This window comes from Streptomyces sp. NPDC049585, assembly GCF_040675615.1.
Taxonomy (GTDB): Bacteria; Actinomycetota; Actinomycetes; order Streptomycetales; family Streptomycetaceae; genus Streptomyces; species Streptomyces luteosporeus.
Genome location: NZ_JBFAPE010000021.1, coordinates 1 through 22,672, shown reverse-complemented (window position 1 = coordinate 22,672; position 22,672 = coordinate 1). Strand labels below are relative to the sequence as shown.

Sequence of the window (22,672 nt, the reverse complement as noted above, 5' to 3'; positions counted from 1 at the left end):
ATGCGCCACCCTTTCAGGCCGAGGCTAAAGGATCGTCCGGTCGCCCCGGCGCTCGCCAGCATGGCGGCATGAAGAGACGCACCCTCGTCGCCGGCCTCGCCGCCCTGGCGGCCGCGCCCCGCGCGACCCCCGCCGTCACGCCCCTGCTCCCGCCGCCCACCGGGCCGTACCCGGTCGGCGTCACCGAGCTGTACCTCGTCGACTCCTCCCGCAACGACCCCTGGGAGCCCCGCATCGGTGTTCGCGAGGTCATGGTCTCCGTCTTCCACCCGGCCCGCACGGTGCGCGGGCATCGCCGCGCCCCGCAGATGCACCGGGGGGCGGCGAAGGCGTTCGGCGCGTTCGACGTCGTCCACTTCCACTCGGGGCTGCCCAGGGCCGGCGTCGACTGGGCGGCCACCCGCACCCACGCGTACGCCGGTGCGCCCGCGCACCGCGGACGGCGGTGGCCCGTGCTGCTGTACAGACCCGGCGGGGGCGACCCGCGGACGATGGGGACGTCGCTCGCCGAGGAGTTGGCGAGTCATGGGTACGCCGTGGTGACCGTCGACCATCCGGGGGACGCCGGCGAGGTGGAGTTCCCGTGCGGGCGCGCCGGGCGGGAGCGGGTGCGCGGCAGCGTCTTCACCGGCGACCCGCGGCACGACCCGGCGGTCTTCCGTACCGCGATCGCCGCCCGGGTCGCCGACTGCCGTTTCGTGCTGGACCGGCTGGCCCGGGGAGTGTGCGACGTCCCCCTCGACCTGGACCGCGTCGGCGTCTACGGCCACTCCGCCGGCGGTACGGCCGCGGCGCAGGCGCTGTACGAGGACCGCCGCATCCGTGCCGCGATCGACCTGGAGGGCTACCTGGACCACCCCACCGGCGAGCTGTTGCCCGTCGCCCGGTACGGCGTGGACAGGCCGCTGCTCCTGCTGGGGACGGACGGGTTCCGCAGCGCGGAGCTCGACCGGTCGTGGGGCGTGATGCGCGGTGCCCGGCGGCAGGAGATCCGCAGGGCCGCCCACTGGGTCTTCACCGACTACGCGTCCGTCGTCCCGCAGCTGCAGGCCGCCGGGCTGATGAGCGCGCGCGACCGGGCCGCGATGGTGGGTACGGGCGACCCGGTGACGGCGGTACGCACCGTGCGCGAGCGCGTGCTGGCGTTCTTCCTCAGCGCGCTGTGAGGAGCCCCAGCAACTGCTCGGCGAACTCCTGCGGGTGCTCGACGGCGCCGAGGTGGCCGCCGGGGAACTCCGTCAGCGGCCGGTCGAGGAGTTCCGCGAGCCGGGCCGCCGGGCCGTACAGCGGCGTCTGCCCGCGCGAGAGCCGCCCCGCCGCCGGGATCAGCTTGCCGGCCGCGGCCCGCAGTGCGGCCACGTCCGGCTCGGACGAGGAGAAAGGGCACAGGATGTGCTCCAGGAAGACCGGGAGGTTGGCGTGCATGCGCGGTGCCATCTCCACGATCTCGGGCGGCAGTTCCGTCGCCGCTTCCGTCGCCGCTTCCGCCGGGCGCTCGCCGAGGCCCTCGCTGAAGCGGGCCATTGCGGGGCCCGCGCCCCGGGCCCGGAACACCTCGCGGACGTCCGCGAAGAGCGCCAGGTGCGGGGCCGGGTCCTCCAGGAGGGTCAGCAGCGGCGGCTCGTGCGCGACGAGCCGGTCGATGCGCTCCGGGTGGCGGGCCAGCAGGCCGAGTGCCGTGATGGCGCCGGAGCTGCAGCCCAGGACCGAGGCCGGAGCGTCCGGCGACAGGTGGTCGATCAGCAGGCGCGCGTCGTCGCTCCACTCGTCGACCCGCTGGTCGCCGAGGGGGCCGTGCAGGCGGCTGCGCGAGAGCGGGCGCGGGTCGAAGGAGGCGACCGTGCGGGTGGCGGCCAGAGTGCGGGCCATGGCCGCGTACAGGCCGGCGTCGCCCGCACCGCCCGGTATCAGCAGGAGCAGCGGTCCGCTGCCGCGTACCTCGTAGTGCAGGGTGGCGCCGGGCACGTCGAGCGTGCCGGTGGTGAGAGTGGTGGTGTCCGTCATTTCTCCCCCTGGTGTGACGACGGATGGCGTGAGGACGGCTGGCGTCGGGACGGCTGGCGTGAGGAGGGCTGGTGTCGGGGCGACTGGTGTCAGGACGACTGGTGGCGGGACGGCCAGTTCTCCAGGAGCTGGTGGAGGGCGTCGAGCGAGCGGGCCCACGAGTCGGCCACCGGGCGGGAGTGGCCGAAGCCGCCGCTGAGTTCGAGGTGGATGTAGCCGTGGAAGGTGCTGCGCAGCAGCCGGCCCGCGTCGGTGAGGTCGGGCTCGGTGAGTCCGTAGGCGCGCAGCATGCCGTAGGTCAGCTCGACGCTGCGCACGAATCCGGGGGCGTCCCCGACCTCCTCCGGGGCGAGCTGTTGCTGCGTCGCGGCGTACCGGCCGGGGTGCGCGAGGGCGTAGTCGCGGTACGCGTCGGCGAAGGCGACGAGGGCGTCCTTGCCGGAGCGTCCGGCGACGGCCGCCGCGATGCGGTCGGTCATGTCGTCGGCGGCGAGGAGGGCGATCCGTACGCGCAGTTCCCGCAGGTTCTTGACGTGCGAGTACAGGCTGGCGTCCTTGACGCCGAAGTGCCGGGCGAGGGCGGAGAGGGTGACCTTCTCCAGCCCGGCCTCGTCGGCGAGGGCAGCGGCCGCGGCCGTCAGCTTCTCCGCGGTGAGTCCTGCGCGCACCATGGGTCTCTTCCTCCTCTTCCTAGGACTCCTAGGAAGAAACCTAATGGATCTAGGTTTTCGGGCGCCAGTCGTCGCGTCAGCCGTCACTCTCCGTTGAAATGTCCTGCGCCGATGGTGCAATATGGCGCGCCAGGGGGGTGGGGCACTGCGGTATGCGCCACGACAGACATCAGGGGAACGAATTCAGCAGATGCCCGGTTTGGGGGCATGAGATCACCGTGACCACACGACAGATCCGCAAGACGTGCGAGGCATTGGTCGACCGGTTGCACCTGCCGGTCCCGTTTTCGACGGCGGCGCTCATCGAGGAGCTCTCCGCCGTGCGCGGCCGCCCCATTCGTATTCACACGCTGCCCACGTCGCTCGCCGGAACCGCCTGTGGTCTGTGGATCGCCACCGACACCAGTGACGAGATCTACGTCGAGGAACACACGACCCAGTTCCACAGGGACCACATCATCCTCCACGAGATCGGGCACATTCTGCTGGAGCACGGCACCGCCGAAGAGGTGGATCCGCGCAGCGCGCTGGCCCAGTTGTTCCCGCACGTCAGCCCCACGCTTATCAACCGGCTCCTGGCACGCAACAACTACACGTCGGAGCAGGAGCAGGAAGCGGAACTCGTCGCCAGCCTCATTCACGCGGCCGCCGAGAGGCTCACGCCCTCGTCGCCGTCCGGAGTCTCCGGGGAACTGAAGGCCGCGCTCGGGATCCAGGGCTGAGCAGGGCCGAACAGGACCGAACGGGGCAACAGGACGAGGGGCGGAGCATGGACAACGCGGCTGTGTACGAGCTGGGTTCGCGCGTGGAGCTGATCGGCGCGCTGTGCCTGTGGGTGGCGATCTTCCTGCGGATACCCGCGGCCCGGCACTCCCAACAGCAGAAGAGACTGCTGATGTCGGTGGTCGGCATCGCCGGCTCCATCACCGTCTACCTCGACCCGGTCACCGCGGCCATCAACCGGAACCTCGTTTTCGCCCAGAGCTGCGGCATGTTCATGAACGCCTGGGGCGTCCTGAGCTCCGCCCTCATCCTGGACTTCACCCTCGCCGCGGTCTCCCGCCGCCGCCCCTGGCTCGTCTACGGACTGATGGCCGCCACGGTCGCGGTGCTGGTCGCCCTCAACGAGACGGTCTCCCCGGACTCCGGCTGCGTGACCGCGCAGTACGTCCCCTGGTACAGCCCGTTCTGGTGGATCCTGATCGCCTCCCACCTCATCGGCACGATCCCCTGCGTCGTGCTGTGCGTGCGCTACGCCCGTCAGACGAAGGAGGATCGTTCCCTCAGGGCCGGACTGCTGCTGCTCGCCGGCGGGTTCACCTCCTCCACCGTCTTCTGGACGATCGTGCTGGGCTACCTCCTGGCCCGGCCCTCCTGGCTGGGCGCCCTCTTCCCGCTCAACATCGGCATCACGGCCTGGCTGATGGTCGCGGGCGTCCTGCTGCCCCTGGTCCTGACCGCGCGCCGGTGGGCCGGTGACGCCTTCGCGCTGCGCCGCCTGCGCCCCCTGTGGCTGGAGCTCACGGCGGCCGTTCCGCACGTGGCCCTGGACGCCCCGCGCCCCATCCTGCGCGACCTGATGGCGACGCCGCGCTCGGTGCACCTGCGCCTGTACCGCCAGGTGGTCGAGATCCGCGACGCCATGCTCGCCCTGCGGGACCTGGTCACCCCCGAGACCGTCGAGCAGGCGCGCCGCCACGTGCACGCGCACGGGCTGCCGGAGGCGGAGGTCGAGCCCGCCGTCGTGGCCTGCTGGCTGAGGGCCGCCCTGCGGGCGCAGGCCGACCACGCCCCGGCCCGGGCGAGTTCGCTGGCGCTGGTCAACCCCGGGGGCCACGGGCTGCAGAGCGAGGTGGCCTTCCTCAAGGACGTCGCCCGGGCCCGCGGCACCGCGCCCGTCCGCGCGTTCCGGCTGCCGCAGGCCGCCACGGAGGCCCCGGCACCCTCGACGCCCTCGGCACCCTCGGCACCCTCGGCGCCCTCGACGTCCCTCCCGACCGAGCGAACGATCACGGAAACCGAGGCCTCGGAGAAGTCATGAGCGGAGAAAACGTGAGCGGAGAAAACATGAGCACCGACCGATCCGCTTCCGTCCCGCCGCGCGGCACCGGCAGGCTGGCCCGGGACGCCTCCGGGGAACAGGGCCGCCTGGAGTCGATCCAGCGCAGCGTGGACGCCTTCACCACCGGGATCATCGAGCGGCTGCCCGTCCGGCCGACCTGGAACTGCCTGGAACTGGGCGCCGGCGCCGGCTCCATCGCGTACTGGCTCGCCGAGCGCTGCCCGCAGGGCAGGGTCGTCGCCGCCGACATCGACACCCGGTACCTGGACGCGGACCGTGCCGCCAACCTGGAGGTGCAGCAAGCCGACGTCACGCGCGAGGACTACGCGCCGGGCCGCTTCGACCTGATCCACGCCCGGTTCCTGCTGTGCCACCTGCCCGAGCGGGACGAGGTCCTCGCCCGGGCGGCCGGCTGGCTCGCCCCCGGCGGCTGGCTGCTCGTCGAGGAGCCCTACCACCTGCCGGCGCAGGACTCGCCGTTCCCGGCGGTCCGCCGGATCCTGGCCGGCTACCAGCAGAAGTACCGCGACCTGGGCGCCGACATGACGTGGGCGCGCGGCATCCCCGCCCTGCTCGCCGGCAACGGCCTGCAGGACGTCTCCTTCACCGGCAACCTCGGCTGCATGGGCGGCCTGGAGAAGGACCGCTGGGCCCCGCTCATCGGTCAGGCGGGGCCCGCCCTGGTCGCGGACGGCCTCGTGGCCCGGGAGGACCTCGACGAGTTCGAGGCCCTCCTGAAGGACCCGGCCTTCCTCGACATCCCCCAGGTGACGATCTCCGCCTGGGGCCGTGCCGGGGACGTCAGCAGGGCCTGACGTACCAGATCGGGTCCCAGGTGTAGACCGCCTGCCAGGACTCCGCGCCGGCCGTGACCGTGACGACGTCGTGGTTGCGGCCGAGCAGTCTGGCCTGGGTGCCCGGGGTCTGGCGGTTCCACCAGGAGCCGTTGCCCGTCCAGTTGGTCAGGCCCTGGTCCCGGCAGTAGTACAGGTTGAGCTGGTCGCCGGTGTAGTACGTGCCCCGGAACATGCAGAAGTTCTCGTACGGGCAGTCGGCGAACTTCGCGCCCGCCGTCCCCAGGTCGCGCGCCTGCTGCTCGCCGGGGAGGGCGACGACCACGGTGCCGCCCCTGAACTCGATCTTGTTGGCGGCCACCTGCCGGCCGCCCAGTCGGGCGAGATAGTCGTCGACCTTGTTCTGCAGCTCCTCGGCCCGCGAACCGCTCAGGCCCGCGGACGCCGCCTGGGCGGCGAAGTCGGGCCGGGCGGAGGCGGTGCCGGGGGCGGCGGAGGCGGTGCCACCGGCACCGATCAGGGAGGCGGCCAGAGCCGCGGCCGCGGCCGCCGTTGCCCACGTGCGCAGTGCCATTCGAAGATCCCCCCTCGGGGTCTCGCGCCGATGCCCTCCGCGCCGTCGCGGGGGACATGCGCGCCAGTGTCCTTGAGAGGGCCGGTGCGGGCCACCGGGTTCAGGGGTGTTCGAAAGCGGCTGGTCAGTGTTCGTACGGTGCCGGGCGCAGGGCGTCGTCGACCAGCGCCGTCCACTGGCCGACCACACGGGAGCGCCGGGCACCGTCGTCCGTCAGCAGATTGGCCAGGCCCAGGCCGCGCGCGAGGTCCAGGAAGCCCTGCACGGTCTCGCGCACCCCGGGCCGGGCCTCGTCCGCGCCCAGCAGCTCCACGGCCATGCGGTGCACGTCCCGGCCCACGCGTGCCTCCAGCGCCACGACCCGCTCCCGCAGCGGCTCCTCGTACGCGGCCGCCACCCACAGCTGCAGGGCCGCCCGGAACAGGGGGCCGGTGTACAGCCCGACGAGCGCGTCCAGCACCGCGTACGTCCGCGCCGGCCCCACGATCAGCTGCGCGGGGGACAGCAGGGTGCGCAGCGCCGCCGAGCGCTCCTCCGCCACGTACTCGACCGCCGCCGTGAACAGGTCCTCGCGGGTGGGGAAGTGGTGCTGCGCGGCGCCGCGGGAGACCCCGGCCCGCTCGGCCACCACCCCCACGGTCGAACCCGCCCAGCCGCGCTCGGCCAGGCAGGCCACGGCCGCCTCCAGCAGCCGGCGGCGCGTGGCCCGGCTGCGGTCCTGCTTGGGCACGGGAGTGCTTCCGGCCGTTCTCATGCGTGCGTGAACCTCCGCCTTCGGTAAGGCATTCAGTACGACTTCGGCAGACCCAGCGTCCGGTGGGAGACGTAGTTGAGGATCATCTCGCGGCTCACCGGCGCCACACGCGTCACCCTCGCCGCCGTGATCAGCGAGGCCAGCCCGTACTCGGTGCTCAGCCCGTTGCCACCGAGCGTGTGCACCGCCCGGTCCACCGCCCGCACCACCGCCTCCGCCGCCGCGTACTTGGCCATGTTCGCCGCCTCGCCCGCACCGGCGTCGTCCCCCGCGTCGTACAGGCCCGCCGCCTTGTACAGCATCAGCCGGGCCAGCTCGATCTCGATGTGCGACTGCGCCAGCGGATGCGCGACCGCCTGGTGCGCGCCGATCGGCACGTCCCACACCTGCCGCGTCCGGGCGTACGCGACGGCCCGCCCGATCGCGTACCGCCCCATTCCCGTCGCGAACGCCGCCGTCATGATGCGCTCGGGATTCAGACCGGCGAAGAGCTGCTCCAGACCGGCGTCCTCCTCGCCGACGAGCGCGTCCGCCGGCAGCCGCACGTCGTCCAGCACCAGCTCGAACTGCTTCTCCGGCGACGCGACCTCCATGGGGATGCGGCGGTACGTGAAGCCCGCCGCGTCGCGCGGTACGACGAACAACGCGGGCCGCAGCCGGCCCGTACGGGCATCCTCCCTGCGGCCCACGACGAGGGTGGCGTCGGCGGCGTCCACACCCGAGATGAACACCTTGCGGCCGGTCAGGAGCCAGTCGCCGCTGCCGTCGGGCGCGCGGCGCGCGGTCGTCGACAGGCGGTGCGCGTTCGAGCCCGCGTCGGGCTCGGTGATCCCGAACGCCATCCGCGCCGTGCCCGCCGCCAGCCCCGGCAACCAGGCGCGCTTCTGCGCGCCGGTGCCGAAGCGGGCGATCACCGTGCCGCAGATGGCCGGCGAGACCACCAGGAGCAGCAGCGGACGGCCCGCGGTGGCCAGCTCCTCCAGGACGACGGCCAGTTCGGTGATGCCGGCGCCCCCGCCGCCGTACTCGGCGGGCAGGTTCACCCCCAGGTAGCCCAGCCTGCCGGCCTCCGCCCACAACGCGTCGGCGTCCGGGCCGCAGCGAGCGGCCAAGGCGGCCACCGCGGAACGCAGTTCCTGATGCTCGTGCGCGTCAGTGCTCATGGCTCGTCCTCCTGAACCACTGCCAGTAGGTGTCCCGTCTCCACCTGCCGGCCCGGGGCCGCATGCAGCTCCGTGACGACGCCGGTGGCCGGGGCCGTGACGCGGTGCTCCATCTTCATCGCCTCCAGCCACAGCAGGGGCTGACCTGCCCGGACGGTGGCGCCGACGGCGACGCCGTCCGCGAGCCGGACGACCGTGCCGGGCATGGGCGCACGGAGGGAGCCGGGTACGGCCGGTGCGGTGGCGGGATCGGCGAAACGGGGGAGCACGGTGAACGTGAACCGGCCCACGTGGACGCGGTCGTCGCCGTACGCGGCGACGGGGTACGTGCGCGCGACGCCGTCAGGGGTCTGCAGGACGACGCGCGTCGGAGCGGCGGAGACGACGCGGACGCCCGGGAAGTCGTGGGGACGCGGGGTGCCGTGGCGGGTGTGCCAGTACGCGACCTCGACCTCGGGGCCGTCGGGCTCCCGGCGGTACCGCTTGCGCTGCGGGTGCGCGGGAACGTTGCGCCAGGCACCGGGTGCGGCAGCCGCGCCGGCGAGCGCGGCGGCCAGCGCGGCGAGACGGGTCCCCTCGGGGTCGGGGAGGGCGAGGGCAGGAAGCTCCCGCTCCAGGAACCCGGTGTCCGGGGGACCGGCGGCGAAGACGGGGTGCCGCAGCACGTCGACCAGCAGATCGCGATTGGTGACGGGCCCGTGGATCTCGGCGCGCTCCAGCGCGTGGGCGAGCAGCCGCAAGGCGGCGGGGCGGGTGGGGGCGTGGGCTATGACCTTGGCGAGGAGCGGGTCGTAGTGAGCGGTGACGAGGTCGCCGGCGGCGTAGCCGCTATCCATGCGCAAGGCGGGAGCAGGTGCACGATCCAGCCCGTCCGGCGTTTGAGGACACCGCGCGTCAGCGCGGTCCGGGGGGTCCGGGGGGCGAAGCCCCTCGGGAAACGGTGAAAGGGCGGGACCGGGGAAAGCCCCCTCCACCCACAGGCGCCGCACCCGTCCCGTCTGCGGCGCGAACCCGCGCCCCGGCGCCTCCGCGTACAGGCGGGCCTCCACCGCATGCCCCCGCGGGCCCGGCACGGCGCCCGGCAGCGCCCCGCCCTCCGCCACGTGGATCTGCAGCGCCACCAGGTCCACCCCGTACACCGCTTCCGTCACCGCGTGCTCCACCTGCAGCCGCGTGTTCATCTCCAAAAACACCGGCTCCGGCCGCACCAGGAACTCCACCGTCCCCGCCCCCACGTACGCGATCGCCCGCGCCGCCGCCTCGGCCGCCCGGCGCAGCGCGGTGTCGACGTCCTCGTCGAGCCCGGGGGCCGGTGCTTCCTCGATCACCTTCTGGTGGCGGCGCTGGACGGAGCAGTCCCGCGTGCCCAGCGTCCACACGGTGCCGTGCGCGTCGGCCAGGATCTGGACCTCCACGTGCCGGGCGCCCTCCAGGTACGGTTCGGCGAAGACCTCGTCGTCGCCGAAGGCGGCCGCCGCTTCGGCGCGGGCGGAGGCGAGTTCGGCGGGGAGGGCCGGCAGCCGGCGGACGACGCGCATGCCGCGTCCGCCTCCGCCTGCCGCCGCTTTGAGCAGCAGCGGCAGGTCGGCCTCGGTGACGGCCGCGAGATCGACGGGTGCCGGCAGCGGCACGCCCGCCGCCGCCATGAGGCGTTTGGCGCGCGTCTTGGAGGCCATGGCCCCGATGGCCTCCGGGGGCGGGCCGATCCACACCAGCCCGGCCTCGACGACGGCCCGCGCGAAGCCCGCGTCCTCGGAGAGGAACCCGTATCCGGGGTGGACGGCGTCGGCCCCGGCCGCGCGGGCGGCGCGGACGAGCAGGTCGCCGCGCAGGTAGGTGTCGGCGGGCGCCGCGCCCGGCAGTCGTACGGCGGCGTCGGCCTCGCGTACGTGCAGGGCATCGGCGTCGGGGTCGGAGTGCACGGCCACGGTGGCGATGCCCAGTTCCCGGCACGTGCGGAAGACGCGGACGGCGATCTCGCCGCGGTTGGCGACCAGGACGCAACCGATCACTGCCACTCCTCACATCCGGAAGACGCCGAAGCCGCCGCGCACGCCCCGTACGGGCGCGTTGTGCACGGCGGACAGGCACAGGCCCAGCACCGTGCGGGTGTCGCGGGGGTCGATGACCCCGTCGTCGTACAGCCGGCCGGAGAGGAACATGGGCAGGGACTCGGCTTCGATCTGCTGCTCGACCATGGCGCGCAGGGCGGCGTCGGCGTCCTCGTCGTACGGGCGTCCCTTGGCCTCGGCGGAGGCGCGGGCGACGAGGGAGAGCACGCCGGCGAGCTGGTGCGGGCCCATGACGGCCGATTTGGCGCTGGGCCAGGTGAACAGGAAGCGCGGGTCGAAGGCGCGCCCGCACATGCCGTAGTGGCCGGCGCCGTAGGAGGCGCCGAGGAGGACGGACAGGTGCGGCACGGTGGAGTTGGCCACGGCGTTGATCATCATGGCGCCGTGCTTGACGATGCCGCCCTGCTCGTAGGCCCGGCCGACCATGTAGCCGGTGGTGTTGTGCAGGAAGACCAGGGGGATGTCGCGCTGGTTGGCGAGCTGGATGAACTGCGCGGCCTTCTGCGACTCGGCGCTGAAGAGGATGCCCTGGGCGTTGGCGAGGATGCCGACGGGGTACCCGTGCAGGCGGGCCCAGCCGGTGACGAGGCCGGCTCCGTACAGCGGCTTGAACTCGTCGAAGTCCGAGCCGTCGACGATGCGCGCGAGGACCTCGCGGGGGTCGAAGGGCACCTTGAGGTCACCGGGGACGATGCCGAGCAGGTCCTCCGCGTCGTACAGGGGCGGGTCGAAGGCCGCCGGGCCGGCGTGCGCCGGGCGGTGGCCGAGGCGGGCCACGATGCGCCGGGCCTGGCGCAGGGCGTCGGCCTCGTCGACGGCGAAGTGGTCGGCGAGGCCGGAGACGCGGGCGTGCATCCCGGCGCCGCCGAGGGACTCGTCGTCGCTCTCCTCGCCGGTGGCCACGCGCACGAGCGGCGGGCCGCCGAGGAAGACCTTGGCCTGGTCCTTGACCATGACCACGTGGTCGGACATGCCGGGGACGTACGCGCCGCCGGCCGTGGAGTTGCCGAGGACGACGGTCACCGTGGGGATGCCGGCGGCGGACAGCCGGGTCAGGTCGCGGAAGAGGGCGCCGCCGGGGATGAAGACGTCCTTCTGGCTGGGCAGGTCGGCGCCGCCGGACTCGACGAGCGAGATCAGCGGCAGCCGGTTGGCGAGGGAGATCTCGTTGGCACGCAGGGCCTTCCTCAGCGTCCAGGGGTTGCTGGCGCCGCCGCGGACGGTGGGGTCGTTGGCGGTGATCACGCACTCGGTGCCCTCGACGACGCCGATGCCGGTGACGAGGGAGGCGCCGACGGCGTGATCGGTGCCCCAGGCGGCCAGCGGGGACAGTTCGAGGAAGGGCGTGTCGGGGTCGACGAGCAGCTCCACGCGCTCGCGGGCGGTGAGCCGGCCGCGGGCGCGGTGCCGGGCGGTGTACTTCTCGCCGCCGCCCGCGACGGCCTGCGCATGCCCGGCCTCGACCTCGGCGAGCCGCTCCAGCATGGCGGAACGGTTCTGCGCGGAGGCGGGCGACGCCGGGTCGAGGGCGGGGACGAGAACGGTCACAGCGGCCCCTCCGTCCGTGCCAGCAGACCGACGGGGATGTCGACGTGCCGGGAGCGCAGCCACTCGCCGACGGCCTTGGCCTGCGGGTCGAAGCGGGCCTGGGAGGCGGCGCCCTCCCCGAGCAGGCCGTCGACGACGAAGTTCAGGGCCCGCAGGCGCGGCAGGACGTGCCGCTCGACGGTGAAGCCGACCGTCTCCGGCAGCAGTTCGCGGAAGCGCTCCACGGTCAGTTCGTGGGCCAGCCAGCGCCAGGCCGCCTCGTCGCGCACCCAGACGCCGACGTTCGCGCTGCCGCCCTTGTCGCCGCTGCGGGCCCCCGCCACCAGCCCCAGCGGTGCCCGGCGCACGGGGCCGGGCGGCAGCGGGTCGGGCAGCAGCACCCGGGGCCGGCCCATGGCGGCGCCCCGCCCGCCGCAGCGGCGCGGGGGCGGCAGGACGGGCACACGGGTGCCGTCGGGCAGGACGGCGGTGTGCCGTACGTCCTCGGGCGCCACGGACGCCGCCTCGAACACCCCGTAGGGCGTGCCCTTCCCGGGCGGCGCGGCCAGGTGGAAGCCGGGATAGCTGGCCAGGGCCAGCTCCACGCAGGCCGCGTGCACGGCCCGTCCGGTGTCCGGGTCGCCGTCGCGCACCACCAGGCGCAGCAGCGCGCCGGCCTCCTCCTGCACCGGGGCGTCGGGCCGGTCCGTACGGGCCAGGGACCAGCGCACCTCGGCCGGGCGGCGGGCGGTGAGCACCCCGTCGAGCTGGGCGCGCACCAGGCGGGCCTTGGCCTCGACGTCGAGGCCGGTCAGGACGAAGACGACCTCCGTGCGGTGGCCGCCCATGCGGGTCAGGCCCACCTTGAGGTCGCGCGGGGGCGGTTCGCCGCGCACCCCGTCGATGCGCACTCGGTCGGGCCCGTCGGCGGTCAGCCGGACGGTGTCGAGGCGGGCGGTGACGTCCGGCCCGGGGTAGCGGGCGCCGGCGGTCTCGTACAGCAGCTGTGCGGTGACCGTGGAGACGGTGACGGCGCCGCCGGTGCCGGGGTGCTTGGTGATGACGGCGGAGCCGTCGGGGTGGATCTCCGCAAGGGGGAAGCCGGGCCGGCGCACGTCGTGCTCGCCGAAGAAGGCGTAGTTGCCGCCGGTGGCCTGGGCCCCGCACTCCAGGACGTGCCCGGCGACGACCGCGCCGGCCAGCGGGTCGAGGTCGCAGGCGCTCCAGCCGAAGTGGGCGGCGGCCGGGCCGGAGACGAGGGCGGCGTCGGTGACGCGGCCGGTGACCACGACGTCGGCGCCGGCCCGCAGGCACTCGGCGATGCCTCCGCCGCCGAGGTAGGCGTTGGCGGTGAGCACGCCGCTTCCCCAGGCGCGGTCGCGCAGGACGTCGTCGCCGGTGACGTACGCGACGCGGGCGGGGATGCCGAGGCGGTCGGCGAGGGCGGTGATGCGCGCGGCGAGGCCGGCGGGGTTGAGGCCGCCGGCGTTGGTGACGAGCTTGACGCCGTGGTCGATCGCCAGGCCCAGGCCCTCCTCCAGCTGGGCGAGGTAGGTGCGGGCCCAGCCGGCGGAGGGGTCCTTCAGCCGGTCGCGGCCGAGGATCAGCATGGTCAGCTCGGCGAGGTAGTCACCCGTCAGCACGTCCAGGGGACCGCCGGTGAGCATCTCGCGCAGGGCGTCGAAGCGGTCGCCGTAGAAACCGGAGGCGTTGCCGACGCGGAGGACGGAGGCGGGCATGGCACGGGAGGGTGACAGCGGGCCCGGAAACAAGCAAGCGTGCTTGCGTCATTTTCGGCCGGTCCCCCCAGCGGTTTTCAGGGCCTGCGACAGGACCTCGGCCAGGTGTTGCCCCTGTACACCGGCGAGTTGGGCGAGCTGCGTGCGACAAGAGAAGCCGTCGGCGAGGACGGCCGTGCCGCTCGGGGCCCGGCGCACGGACGGCAGCAGCTGCTCCTCGGCGCAGGCGACGGAGACGTCGAAGTGCCCCTTCTCGAACCCGAAGTTGCCCGCCAGCCCGCAGCAGCCGCCGCTGAGCTCGCCGGTGAGCCCGGCGCGCCGGCGCAGCTCGCGCTCGGCGGCGTCGCCGAGGACGGCGTGCTGGTGGCAGTGGGTCTGGCCGGCGACGGGTCGGTCCACGCGGGGTGGCTGCCAGTCGCGTTCGACAAGTACTTGCGCGAAGGTGCGGACGGCAGCCGCCAGTTGTGCGGCCCGCGGGTCGTCGGGGAGCAGCTGCGGCAGGTCGGTGCGCAGGGCGGCCGTGCAGCTCGGTTCGAGCCCGACGACGGGCAGTCCCGCGGCGAGCGCCGGGGCCAGGACGTCCAGGGTGCGGCGGGCGACGGCCCGGGCGCGGGTGAGCTGGCCGGTGGAGATCCACGTCAGGCCGCAGCACACCGGCCGGGGCGGTACGAGCACGCGCAGGCCGGCCTCCTCCAGCACGGTCACGGCGGCGCGGCCGACGGCGGGGGAGAAGTGGGTGGTGAAGGTGTCCGGCCACAGCACGACGGCCGGGCGGCTCAAACGGCCCGGGCGGTCCGTACGCCCGCGGCCCGCCGCGTTGCCGCCGCCCGCCCGCCACCAGCGGGTGAACGGCTCGCGGGCCGGCACCGGCAGCTCCCGCCGGGCGTCGATGCCCGCGAGGCGCTTGGCCGCGGCCGCCAGCGGGGGCACCCGGGCCGCGCCGCCGAGCAGCGCCCCGGCGCGCAGCGCGGCGGCCGCGCGCAGCCACACCGGCAGCCAGCCCATCGCGTAGTGCGCGGCCGGGCGGAGCCGGCCGGCGTAGTGGTGGTGCAGGAACTCCGCCTTGTACGTGGCCATGTCGACGCCCACCGGGCAGTCGCTGCGGCAGCCCTTGCAGGCCAGGCACAGGTCGAGTGCCTCGTGGACCTCCGGCGAGCGCCAGCCGTCCGTGACCACCTCCCCGGCCAGCATCTCGTGCAGCAGCCGCGCCCGGCCCCGCGTCGAGTGCTGCTCCTGCCCGGTGACCCGGTACGAGGGGCACATCACGTCGTCGCCGTCGCCCGCGGTCGTCTGCCGGCACTTGGCGATGCCGACGCAGCGCCGTACGGCCACCGCGAAGTCGCCCCGGTCGTCGGGGTAGGCGAACTCCACGTCCACGGGCCGCCGCGGCAGGACGGCGAAGCGCAGGTTCTCGTCCAGGCGGTAGGGGCGTACGAGCATGCCAGGGTTGAGGCCGCCCGCCGGGTCCCACAGGTCCTTGAAGCGCTCGAAGAGCCGCACCACGTCGTCGCCGTACATGCGCGGCAGCAGCTCCGCCCGGGCCTGCCCGTCGCCGTGCTCGCCGGAGAGCGAGCCGCCGTGGGAGACGACCAGGTCGGCCATGTCACGGGAGAACTCCCGGTAGCGGCGCATCCCTTCGGCGGTGGTCGGGTCGGTGCTCAGGCGCACGTGCACACAGCCCTCGCCGAAGTGGCCGAAGGGCGCGCCCCGCAGGTCGTACGCCGCCAGCAGGGCCCGGAAGTCGCGGAGGTAGGCGCCCAGCCGCTGCGGCGGCACCGCGCAGTCCTCCCAGCCGGGCCAGGCCTCGCCGCCGTCGGGCAGCCGGGTGGCGGTGCCGGCCGCATCCTCCCGTACACGCCACAGGGCCCGCTGCCCGGCGGCATCCGTGACCAGGGCGTGGCCGCCGGCACCGGCGGCCCGGCGCAGCTCCTCGGCGCGGGCGGCCGCCTCGGCGGCGCTCGCGCCGCCGGCCTCCACGAACAGCCAGGCGCCGCCCGGCGGCAGCAGCGCGGCGGCCGGGCCGGCCACGAGGTCGGCGGCCATGCCCTCCACGGTCAGCGGGGCCAGGGGCAGCAGCGCCCGGGCCGCGTCGGCCGCGGCGCTCTCGTCCGGGTAGCCGAGCACGAGCAGGACGCGGGCGGCCGGCATCTCCACCAGGCGCACCGTCGCCCGGGTGAGGACGCCGAGGGTGCCCTCGCTGCCGGTGAAGGCCCGCGTCCAGTCCCTGCCGCGCTCGGGCAGCAGCGCGTCGAGGGCGTAGCCGGACATGCGGCGGGGCAGCGCGGGGAAACCGGTGCGCAGCACCGCCAAGTGGCCCTCCACCAGGGCCGTCACGCCCTCGGCGAGCTCCGCCGGCAGCCCGTCGGTGCCGGCGCCGCGGGTGAGGCGGGCGCAGCGGCCGTCGTACGTGAGGACGTCCAGCGCCCGCACGTTGTCGGCGGTGGTGCCCCAGGCTACCGTGTGGGAGCCGCAGGCGTTGTTGCCGATCATCCCGCCGAGCGTGCAGCGGCCGTGCGTCGACGGGTCCGGCCCGAACGTCAGCCCGTGCGGCGCGGCCGCCTCCCGCAGCCGGTCCAGGACCACGCCCGGCTGCACGACGGCCGTCCGGGCGGCGGGGTCGACGTCCACGATGTGGTGCATGTGGCGGGTGAAGTCCAGCACGACGCCCTCGCCGGTGGCCTGCCCGGCCACCGACGTGCCGCCCCCGCGCGCCACCACCGGCACGCCGTGCTCCCGGCACACGGCGAGCGCCGCCGCCACGTCGTCCGCGTCCCGCGGGGCGACGACCCCGGCCGGGACGCGGCGGTAGTTGGAGGCGTCCATGGTCACCAGGGCGCGGCCGGAGGCGGAGAAGTCCACTTCTCCCCGCACGGCCGCGCGCAGGGCCCGCTGCAGTTCTTCGGTCGGAGCCGTCTCGGTCACAGCCATACGGCCATGGTGCAGGGTGGTGGTCCTCAGCGCCGGGAGATCGACGTCAGGATGCCCAGGCCGGCCAGGGTGGTGGCGAAGACGCCGACGCCGGAGAGCGAGGCGATCAGCAGCCCGCCGTCGGTGCGGGTCAGCATCAGGGCGAAGCACATCACCCCGTTCGTCACGCCGGCCGCGGGAGCGGTGGCCTCCATGGTCTTCGAGCCGCCCTCGGCCTGGAAGATGCCCGACGCCACGGCCGACAGCACGAATCCGCAGACGAGCACGCCCAGGCCGGTGAGCAGGCCCGCCCACCAGGGCGACGGGCCGATGGCGCAGAACGTGCCCAGCGTTCCGGCGATCAGCGCCATCACGGTCAGACCGGTCAGCGTCTCGTGCTCCTCGCCCACCGTCAGCCCGCCGGTGACCAGGGCGGCCACGCCCGTGGTCAGGAGCGCGAGGAGCACCACCACGGTCGGTGCCAGCGGCGTCAGCGCGGCGAGCGACGTGGCCACCCCGCCGATCGTGATGCCCGCGCACAGGGCGACGGGCCGCAGGACGGACTCCTGGGCGGCGACCGGTGGCGGGGTGGCGCCGACCACCGGTGGGCGGACCGGGGTCGCCACGGCCGAGGGCGTTCCCACCGCCACCGGCGGTTCGCTGCCGTGCACGGCGAGCACCCGCTCGTCCAGGCGCCGCGCGACCTCGCGCGCGTCCGCCGGGCGCCGCCGGGGGTCCTTGTGCAGCAGGTCCAGGACCAGCCGGTCGAGGTGGCGGGGTATGCCGGAGCGCCGCCGGGACGGCGGCTCGGGCTGCTTGTCCAGGTGCTGACGCAGCAGCGCGTACGGCGACGCCCCCGTGAAGGGCGGCCCCCCGCACAGCAGCGCGTAGAGCAGGCACCCGAACGAGTAGAGGTCGGACGCCGCCCCGATCTCCCGGGAGCCCTCGAACTGTTCGGGCGACATGTACGCGGGTGTGCCCACCGCCGCGTCCGTGGCGGTGAGCGTGGTCAAGGAGGCCGTCTCGCCGACGAAGCGGGCGATGCCGAAGTCCAGGACCTTGACCCGTCCTTCGTCGGTCACCATCACGTTCGCCGGCTTGATGTCACGGTGCACAAGACCCGTGCGGTGGGCGGCCTCCAGGGCCTGGCATATCTGCCGGCCCCAGGCCAGCGCCGTCTCCACGTCGGGCCGGCCCTTCGCCAGGACGCTGCTCAGGGACTGCCCCCGGAGCCGCTCCATGACCAGGAACAGCGTCTGCCGCCCGTTGAGATCGCCCTCCCCGTAGTCGTGCACGGTGACGACATGGGGACTGGACAGGCCGCCCGCCGCGCGCGCCTCCCGCTCGAAACGCGCCACGATGACGGGGTCGGTGGCGTCGATGCTGTCGGAGAGCAGCTTGATGGCCACGTCCCGGCGCATCCGCTCGTCGAACGCGGCCCACACCTGCCCCATGCCGCCGCTCCCGATGCGTTCCACCAGGCGGTACCGGCCGTCGAGCAAAGCACCTTGCATAGGGTTTCGACTCCCCCCATCGGCTGGTTCTGGCCAAGAGCCTACGAGCATGAACTGCATCTCACCCGATGGACGACGCACCCTGAGGCCACCTTTCCCGGATTAGGCTGCGCCCGTGGCTGACATCCAGATCCCCGCTGACATCAAGCCCGCCGACGGTCGTTTCGGTGCGGGCCCCTCCAAGGTGCGCACGGAGGCGCTCGACGCCCTGGCCGCCACCGGAACCTCCCTCCTGGGCACCTCCCACCGCCAGGCCCCGGTGAAGAACCTCGTCGGCTCGGTGCGCGACGGCATCCGGCAGCTGTTCTCCCTGCCCGACGGCTATGAGGTGATCCTCGGCAACGGCGGTTCCACCGCGTTCTGGGACGTCGCCACCCATGGCCTGATCGAGTCGAAGTCCCAGCACCTGAGCTTCGGCGAGTTCTCCTCGAAGTTCGCCAAGGCTGCCAAGGCCGCCCCCTGGCTGGCCGAGCCCACCGTCATCTCCTCCGAGCCCGGCACCCACCCGGAGCCGCGCGCCGAGGCGGGCGTGGACGTCTACGCGCTGACCCACAACGAGACCTCCACCGGCGTCGCCGCCCCCGTCCGCCGCGTCGCCGGCGCCGACGAGGGCGCGCTCGTCCTGGTCGACGCCACCTCCGGCGCGGGCGGTCTGCCCGTCGACATCACCGAGAGCGACGTCTACTACTTCGCGCCGCAGAAGTCCTTCGCCGCCGACGGCGGCCTGTGGATCGCCGCCTTCTCCCCGGCCGCCCTGGAGCGCGCCGCCCGCGTGCACGCCTCCGGGCGCCACGTCCCGGAGTTCTTCTCGCTGCCGACGGCGATCGACAACTCCCTGAAGAACCAGACCTACAACACCCCGTCCCTCGCCACGCTCTTCCTGCTCAACGAGCAGCTGCAGTGGCTCAACTCCCAGGGCGGCCTGGACTGGGCCGTACGCCGCACCGCCACGTCGGCGCGCACCCTCTACGGCTGGGCCGAGGCGTCGAAGCACGCCCAGCCGTTCGTCGCCGACCCGGCCCAGCGCTCGCTCGTCATCGGCACCATCGACTTCTCCGACGACGTCGACGCGGCGGCGGTGGCCAAGGCGCTGCGCGCCAACGGCATCGTCGACACCGAGCCGTACCGCAAGCTGGGCCGCAACCAGCTGCGGGTGGCGATGTTCCCGGCGATCGACCCGGCCGACGTCGAGGCCCTGACGGCCTGCATCGACTACGTGATCGAACGCCTGGCCTGAGGACGGGGCGCCCCCTCCCGCTAACCCCGCCGCCGCAAGACGCGGCGCAGGCCCACCGCGAGGGCCGCTGCGGCGGCGAGTGCTCCCGCGCCCAGGGCCAGGGTCCGGGTGCCGCCGTCGCTGCCGGTGTCCGTCGTCGCCGCCCGGTCCGGGGCGGCGGACGGGGCGCGCTTCGCGGCCTCGTCCGGTACCTGCGTTCCGGTCAGGGACACCGGGGTGACGCGGCTGCGCACGCCCTCCGTGCCGTACATCAGCGTGCGTCCGTCGGGGGTGAAGGTCACCGATTCGCCCTGGCGTTGCAGGGGCACGGTCGGGCGGGGGAGTTCCTCCACGGGGCGGCCGTCGCGCCAGCGGTAGGCGCGGGCCTCGAAGTAGCCGCGGACGACCAGGCGCGTGCCGTCGGGGGAGATCGCGCCGTCCGTGGCCCACACCCCGATGTCGGCGACCCGCCGGAAGGTGTTCACCCCGTCCGGCGACAGTTTCTGCGGCCCCTCGTACAGGGCTCCCTTGCCCGACTTCTTCTTGCTGACGATGTAGGCGCGGCCCGTTTTGGGGTCGATCATCAGCGACTCCGCGTCGCGCGGGCCGTCGTCGTAGCGGACGGTGTAGCGCACGGGGGTGACGGTGATCTCGTCGGTGAGCCGCTTCGGCTCGGGGAAGCGGTAGAGGTGGACCTCGGGCCAGCTGCCGCCGAGGTTGTCGCCGATGTCGCCGAGGTAGAGGTCGCCGTCGGGGCCGAGGGAGATGGCCTCGACGTCCCGGGCGGTGATGCCGGCGAGGGTGACGCGGGCGACGGTGCGGCCGGTGCGACTGTCGACGGCGTACGCGTACGGTCCGTCGCCGCTGTCGTTGTGCGTCCAGTAGATGCCGGGGTGGGCGCGGCTGGCGGCCAGGCCGCTGGACTCCTTGATGCGCGGGTCCTCGATGGTGAAGCCGGAGGGCGCGGAGTCCGCGGTGGCGGGGGCGCAGGGCAGCGCCAGGAGGGCGACGGCGGCGGTGCCGGCGGTGAGGCCGGCGGCGAGGCGGTGCGGGCGCATGCCCCCAGCCTGCCATCCGGGGACGGCAGGCCGGAGGAGGCGGCGCGGCGTCAGTTGGCGACGCGGCCGATGTCGGCGTAGCCCTCGACCTCGCGCGGGTCGCGCGGGCCGGGGCCCACGTAGCGCGCGGAGGGGCGTACGAGGCGGCCCGTGCGCTTCTGTTCGAGGATGTGCGCGCTCCAGCCGGCGGTGCGGGCGCACGTGAACATGGAGGTGAACATGTGCGCGGGCACCTGCGCGAAGTCCAGCATGATCGCGGCCCAGAACTCCACGTTGGTGGCCAGCACCCGGTCGGGGCGGCGGTTGTGCAGCTCCTCCAGCGCCGCCTTCTCCAGCGCCTCCGCCACCTCGAAGCGCGGCGCGCCCAGCTCGCGCGCCGTGCGCCGCAGCACGCGGGCGCGCGGGTCCTCGGCGCGGTAGACGCGGTGGCCGAAGCCCATGAGGCGCTCGCCCTTGTCGAGGGTGCGCCGGACGTACGCGGCGGCGTCGCCGGTGCGTTCGATCTCCTCGATCATGCCGAGGACGCGGGAGGGGGCGCCGCCGTGCAGCGGGCCGGACATGGCGCCGACGGCGCCGGAGAGGGCGGCCGCCACGTCGGCGCCGGTGGAGGCGATGACGCGGGCGGTGAAGGTGGAGGCGTTCATGCCGTGCTCGGCGGCCGAGGTCCAGTACGCGTCGACGGCCTTGACGTGCTTGGGGTCCGGCTCGCCGCGCCAGCGGATCATGAAGCGCTCGACGACGGTCTCCGCCTTGTCGATCTCGCGCTGCGGCACCATGGGCAGCCCCTGGCCGCGGGCGGACTGGGCGACGTAGGACAGGGCCATCACGGCGGCGCGCGCGAGGTTGTCGCGGGCGGTGGCCTCGTCGATGTCGAGCAGCGGTTTGAGGCCCCACACGGGGGCGAGCATGGCGAGCGCGGACTGCACGTCCACCCGGATGTCGCCGGAGTGGACGGGGATGGGGAAGGGCTCGGCGGGCGGCAGGCCGGGGTTGAACGCGCCGTCGACGAGCAGGCCCCACACGTTGCCGAAGGAGACGCTGCCGACCAGGTCCTCGATGTCGACACCGCGGTAGCGGAGCGCGCCGCCTTCCTTGTCGGGTTCGGCGATCTCCGTTTCGAACGCGACGACTCCTTCGAGTCCGGGGACGAAGTCGGACATCAGGCGGCTCCTTGAGGACGTGTTCGACAGGCGGCTGCCGACCGGCCGCGCCGGCTGCCGGGGTCACCGGTTCCGGCCGGATGGGTCGGGGGAGGGCCACACGGGTGGCCACAGTGGCTTCCGTTGCGGCTCCGCGGCAGCGTCTGCGGCTCGCGGTCCGTTCCGGTCTACCCGGTCATGCCCCGCGCGGAGGTACTTCACCCGGGACTTCACCCGGCCTCCGCAGAAGGACGGGTCCGTGTGACGCACGGCCGTCCGCCTGGTGATTCTGCGGGATCACGCGGGAGTTCGGCCCGGACGGGCGAGGTGATGTCCGGCACACCGGTCTTTTGCCGGCGGAGAGGATTGGGAACCCGCCGTACGGGGCAGATGACATGGTCGGCTCGCGCGCGCAAGGTCGTGCGGCGCCGGCCCCGCGCCCCGGCGGACGGCCGGCATCCTGCAAGATGTGGCCGTGTCCCACGCTGACGACTTCGACGCCGCCGACTACGCGCTCGCCCACGACCTGGCCGCCATGCGGCGGCAGTACCGGTTCGCCGGGCTGGCCGAGGAGGACCTGCCGGCCGAGCCGTACGCACAGTTCGCGCACTGGTTCGACGACGCGGTCACGGCCGAACTGCACGAGCCCAACGCCATGGTGGTCTCCACCGCCGACGCCGCCGGCCGGCCCAGTTCGCGCACCGTGCTGCTCAAGGGCTACGACCGGCGGGGCTTCGTCTTCTACACCAACTACGGCTCCCGCAAGGCCCGGGAGATCGCCGAGAACCCGCACGTCGGCCTGCTCTTCCCCTGGTACCCGCTGGCCCGCCAGGTGGTCGTCACCGGTACGGCCGAGCGGGTGTCGCGCGAGGAGACGGCCAGCTACTTCCGGGCCCGGCCGTACGGCTCGCAGATCGGGGCCTGGGCCAGCGAACAGTCGTCCGTGGCCGCCTCGCGGGCCGAACTGGACGCCGCGTACGTGCGCATGACCGCCCGCTTCCCCGAGGGCAGCGAGGTGCCGGTGCCGCCGCACTGGGGCGGCTTCCGGGTGACGGCGCAGGTCGTGGAGTTCTGGCAGGGGCGGGAGAACCGGCTGCACGACCGGCTGCGCTACGTCCGCTCCGGGGACGGCTGGCACGTCGAACGGCTGTGCCCGTAGGCCGTGTCCGGCGGATCTTCGTCACGCGCCACCACGGCGCCCCGCAAGGGGCGCGGGGCGGTGTCGATGTGCGGCTACCGCCGCGTGGGCGCGATCAGCCGGCGACGGCCCGCAGCTGACACGCCACCCCGGGATCCGGGCAATCTGCGGGTGCGTCGTGGCTTGTCGCGCAGTTCCCCGCGCCCCTTGCGGGGCGCCGTGGAGTGCCGCGTGACGAAGATCCGCCGGACACGCCCTAGGTGTGTTGTCCCGGCAGGTTGGTGACACGGCTGGCGGGTGTTTGGCCTGCGATGCCGGTGTGGGGTCGGTGGTAGTTGTA

At 74.1% G+C, this 22,672-nt stretch carries 18 protein-coding genes; 6 read left to right on the top strand and 12 right to left on the bottom strand.

Features of this window, described 5'->3' with window-relative positions:
* Positions 1-68: 68 nt before the first annotated feature.
* Positions 69-1,166, top strand: a complete 1,098-nt coding sequence (locus tag AB0K17_RS21160; protein ID WP_365983847.1) for an alpha/beta hydrolase — start codon at positions 69-71, stop codon at positions 1,164-1,166.
* Here AB0K17_RS21160 and AB0K17_RS21155 read toward each other — a convergent pair.
* The gene (locus tag AB0K17_RS21155) at positions 1,153-2,004 is read right to left on the bottom strand and encodes an alpha/beta hydrolase (RefSeq protein WP_365983846.1); all 852 of its coding nucleotides are present in this window, start codon (positions 2,002-2,004) and stop codon (positions 1,153-1,155) included. The genes AB0K17_RS21160 and AB0K17_RS21155 overlap by 14 nt on opposite strands.
* Positions 2,005-2,093: 89 nt before the next feature.
* Entirely contained in the window at positions 2,094-2,675 is a 582-nt protein-coding gene (locus tag AB0K17_RS21150; RefSeq protein ID WP_365983845.1) for a WHG domain-containing protein, read from the bottom strand.
* A 218-nt stretch (positions 2,676-2,893) separates the two neighbouring features.
* Between AB0K17_RS21150 and AB0K17_RS21145 the strand changes: the two genes are divergently transcribed.
* The 3 genes from AB0K17_RS21145 to AB0K17_RS21135 are packed head-to-tail and all read left to right on the top strand — an operon-like array spanning position 2,894 to position 5,552.
* Positions 2,894-3,397, top strand: coding sequence for a hypothetical protein (locus AB0K17_RS21145; protein ID WP_344432641.1), 504 nt, complete (start codon positions 2,894-2,896; stop codon positions 3,395-3,397).
* Positions 3,398-3,444: 47 nt separating this feature from the next.
* Positions 3,445-4,716: an MAB_1171c family putative transporter gene (locus AB0K17_RS21140; RefSeq protein WP_365983844.1), complete on the top strand. Its 1,272-nt coding sequence runs from the start codon at positions 3,445-3,447 to the stop codon at positions 4,714-4,716.
* A 26-nt stretch (positions 4,717-4,742) separates the two neighbouring features.
* The gene (locus tag AB0K17_RS21135; protein ID WP_365983843.1) at positions 4,743-5,552 is read left to right on the top strand and encodes a class I SAM-dependent methyltransferase; all 810 of its coding nucleotides are present in this window, start codon (positions 4,743-4,745) and stop codon (positions 5,550-5,552) included.
* On the opposite strand, the gene AB0K17_RS21130 is transcribed toward AB0K17_RS21135, so the two are convergent.
* From AB0K17_RS21130 to AB0K17_RS21095, 8 genes are all read right to left on the bottom strand, one after another.
* Positions 5,539-6,105 (bottom strand): hypothetical protein, encoded by a 567-nt coding sequence (locus AB0K17_RS21130; RefSeq protein ID WP_365983842.1) that lies wholly within the window; start codon positions 6,103-6,105, stop codon positions 5,539-5,541. The two genes, AB0K17_RS21135 and AB0K17_RS21130, sit on opposite strands and share 14 nt — an antisense overlap.
* A gap of 124 nt (positions 6,106-6,229) precedes the next feature.
* On the bottom strand, positions 6,230-6,859 hold the full coding sequence (locus AB0K17_RS21125; RefSeq protein ID WP_365969246.1) for a TetR/AcrR family transcriptional regulator: 630 nt from the start codon (positions 6,857-6,859) through the stop codon (positions 6,230-6,232).
* A gap of 32 nt (positions 6,860-6,891) precedes the next feature.
* Positions 6,892-8,022, bottom strand: a complete 1,131-nt coding sequence (locus tag AB0K17_RS21120) for an acyl-CoA dehydrogenase family protein (protein WP_365983841.1) — start codon at positions 8,020-8,022, stop codon at positions 6,892-6,894.
* Entirely contained in the window at positions 8,019-10,034 is a 2,016-nt protein-coding gene (locus AB0K17_RS21115) for a biotin carboxylase N-terminal domain-containing protein (RefSeq protein ID WP_365983840.1), read from the bottom strand. The genes AB0K17_RS21120 and AB0K17_RS21115 overlap by 4 nt, the downstream gene beginning before the upstream one ends.
* A 9-nt stretch (positions 10,035-10,043) precedes the next feature.
* Entirely contained in the window at positions 10,044-11,642 is a 1,599-nt protein-coding gene (locus AB0K17_RS21110; RefSeq protein ID WP_365983839.1) for a carboxyl transferase domain-containing protein, read from the bottom strand.
* Positions 11,639-13,360 carry an acyclic terpene utilization AtuA family protein gene (locus tag AB0K17_RS21105; RefSeq protein ID WP_365969242.1) on the bottom strand — a complete coding sequence of 574 codons (1,722 nt, stop codon included), beginning with the start codon at positions 13,358-13,360 and terminating at the stop codon, positions 11,639-11,641. The genes AB0K17_RS21110 and AB0K17_RS21105 overlap by 4 nt, the downstream gene beginning before the upstream one ends.
* Before the next feature lie 48 nt (positions 13,361-13,408).
* A complete protein-coding gene (locus AB0K17_RS21100) occupies positions 13,409-16,288 on the bottom strand; it encodes an FAD-binding and (Fe-S)-binding domain-containing protein (protein ID WP_365983838.1) in 2,880 nt (959 codons plus the stop codon).
* Positions 16,289-16,314: 26 nt separating this feature from the next.
* The gene (locus AB0K17_RS21095) at positions 16,315-17,781 is read right to left on the bottom strand and encodes a serine/threonine-protein kinase (RefSeq protein WP_365983837.1); all 1,467 of its coding nucleotides are present in this window, start codon (positions 17,779-17,781) and stop codon (positions 16,315-16,317) included.
* A gap of 115 nt (positions 17,782-17,896) precedes the next feature.
* Between AB0K17_RS21095 and serC the strand changes: the two genes are divergently transcribed.
* Positions 17,897-19,018, top strand: coding sequence for a phosphoserine transaminase (gene serC / locus AB0K17_RS21090; RefSeq protein ID WP_365969239.1), 1,122 nt, complete (start codon positions 17,897-17,899; stop codon positions 19,016-19,018).
* A gap of 20 nt (positions 19,019-19,038) precedes the next feature.
* Here serC and AB0K17_RS21085 read toward each other — a convergent pair whose 3' ends face one another.
* Complete coding sequence (locus AB0K17_RS21085) at positions 19,039-20,055, bottom strand: hypothetical protein (RefSeq protein ID WP_365983836.1); 1,017 nt, start codon at positions 20,053-20,055, stop codon at positions 19,039-19,041.
* A 50-nt stretch (positions 20,056-20,105) separates the two neighbouring features.
* A complete protein-coding gene (locus AB0K17_RS21080) occupies positions 20,106-21,215 on the bottom strand; it encodes a citrate synthase 2 (RefSeq protein WP_365969237.1) in 1,110 nt (369 codons plus the stop codon).
* A 454-nt stretch (positions 21,216-21,669) separates the two neighbouring features.
* Between AB0K17_RS21080 and pdxH the strand changes: the two genes are divergently transcribed.
* On the top strand, positions 21,670-22,353 hold the full coding sequence (gene pdxH / locus AB0K17_RS21075; RefSeq protein WP_365983835.1) for a pyridoxamine 5'-phosphate oxidase: 684 nt from the start codon (positions 21,670-21,672) through the stop codon (positions 22,351-22,353).
* Positions 22,354-22,672 lie beyond the last annotated feature (319 nt).

Bases quoted from the DNA above. Each gene is read 5' to 3' on its own strand.
- AB0K17_RS21160 (WP_365983847.1), top strand. From the start codon at position 69: ATGAAGAGACGCACCCTCGTCGCCGGCCTCGCCGCCCTGGCGGCCGCG.
- AB0K17_RS21155 (WP_365983846.1), bottom strand. From the start codon at position 2,004: ATGACGGACACCACCACTCTCACCACCGGCACGCTCGACGTGCCCGGC.
- AB0K17_RS21150 (WP_365983845.1), bottom strand. From the start codon at position 2,675: ATGGTGCGCGCAGGACTCACCGCGGAGAAGCTGACGGCCGCGGCCGCT.
- AB0K17_RS21140 (WP_365983844.1), top strand. From the start codon at position 3,445: ATGGACAACGCGGCTGTGTACGAGCTGGGTTCGCGCGTGGAGCTGATC.
- AB0K17_RS21135 (WP_365983843.1), top strand. From the start codon at position 4,743: ATGAGCACCGACCGATCCGCTTCCGTCCCGCCGCGCGGCACCGGCAGG.
- AB0K17_RS21130 (WP_365983842.1), bottom strand. From the start codon at position 6,105: ATGGCACTGCGCACGTGGGCAACGGCGGCCGCGGCCGCGGCTCTGGCC.
- AB0K17_RS21125 (WP_365969246.1), bottom strand. From the start codon at position 6,859: ATGAGAACGGCCGGAAGCACTCCCGTGCCCAAGCAGGACCGCAGCCGG.
- AB0K17_RS21120 (WP_365983841.1), bottom strand. From the start codon at position 8,022: ATGAGCACTGACGCGCACGAGCATCAGGAACTGCGTTCCGCGGTGGCC.
- AB0K17_RS21105 (WP_365969242.1), bottom strand. From the start codon at position 13,360: ATGCCCGCCTCCGTCCTCCGCGTCGGCAACGCCTCCGGTTTCTACGGC.
- AB0K17_RS21100 (WP_365983838.1), bottom strand. From the start codon at position 16,288: ATGGCTGTGACCGAGACGGCTCCGACCGAAGAACTGCAGCGGGCCCTG.
- AB0K17_RS21095 (WP_365983837.1), bottom strand. From the start codon at position 17,781: ATGCAAGGTGCTTTGCTCGACGGCCGGTACCGCCTGGTGGAACGCATC.
- AB0K17_RS21085 (WP_365983836.1), bottom strand. From the start codon at position 20,055: ATGCGCCCGCACCGCCTCGCCGCCGGCCTCACCGCCGGCACCGCCGCC.
- AB0K17_RS21080 (WP_365969237.1), bottom strand. From the start codon at position 21,215: ATGTCCGACTTCGTCCCCGGACTCGAAGGAGTCGTCGCGTTCGAAACG.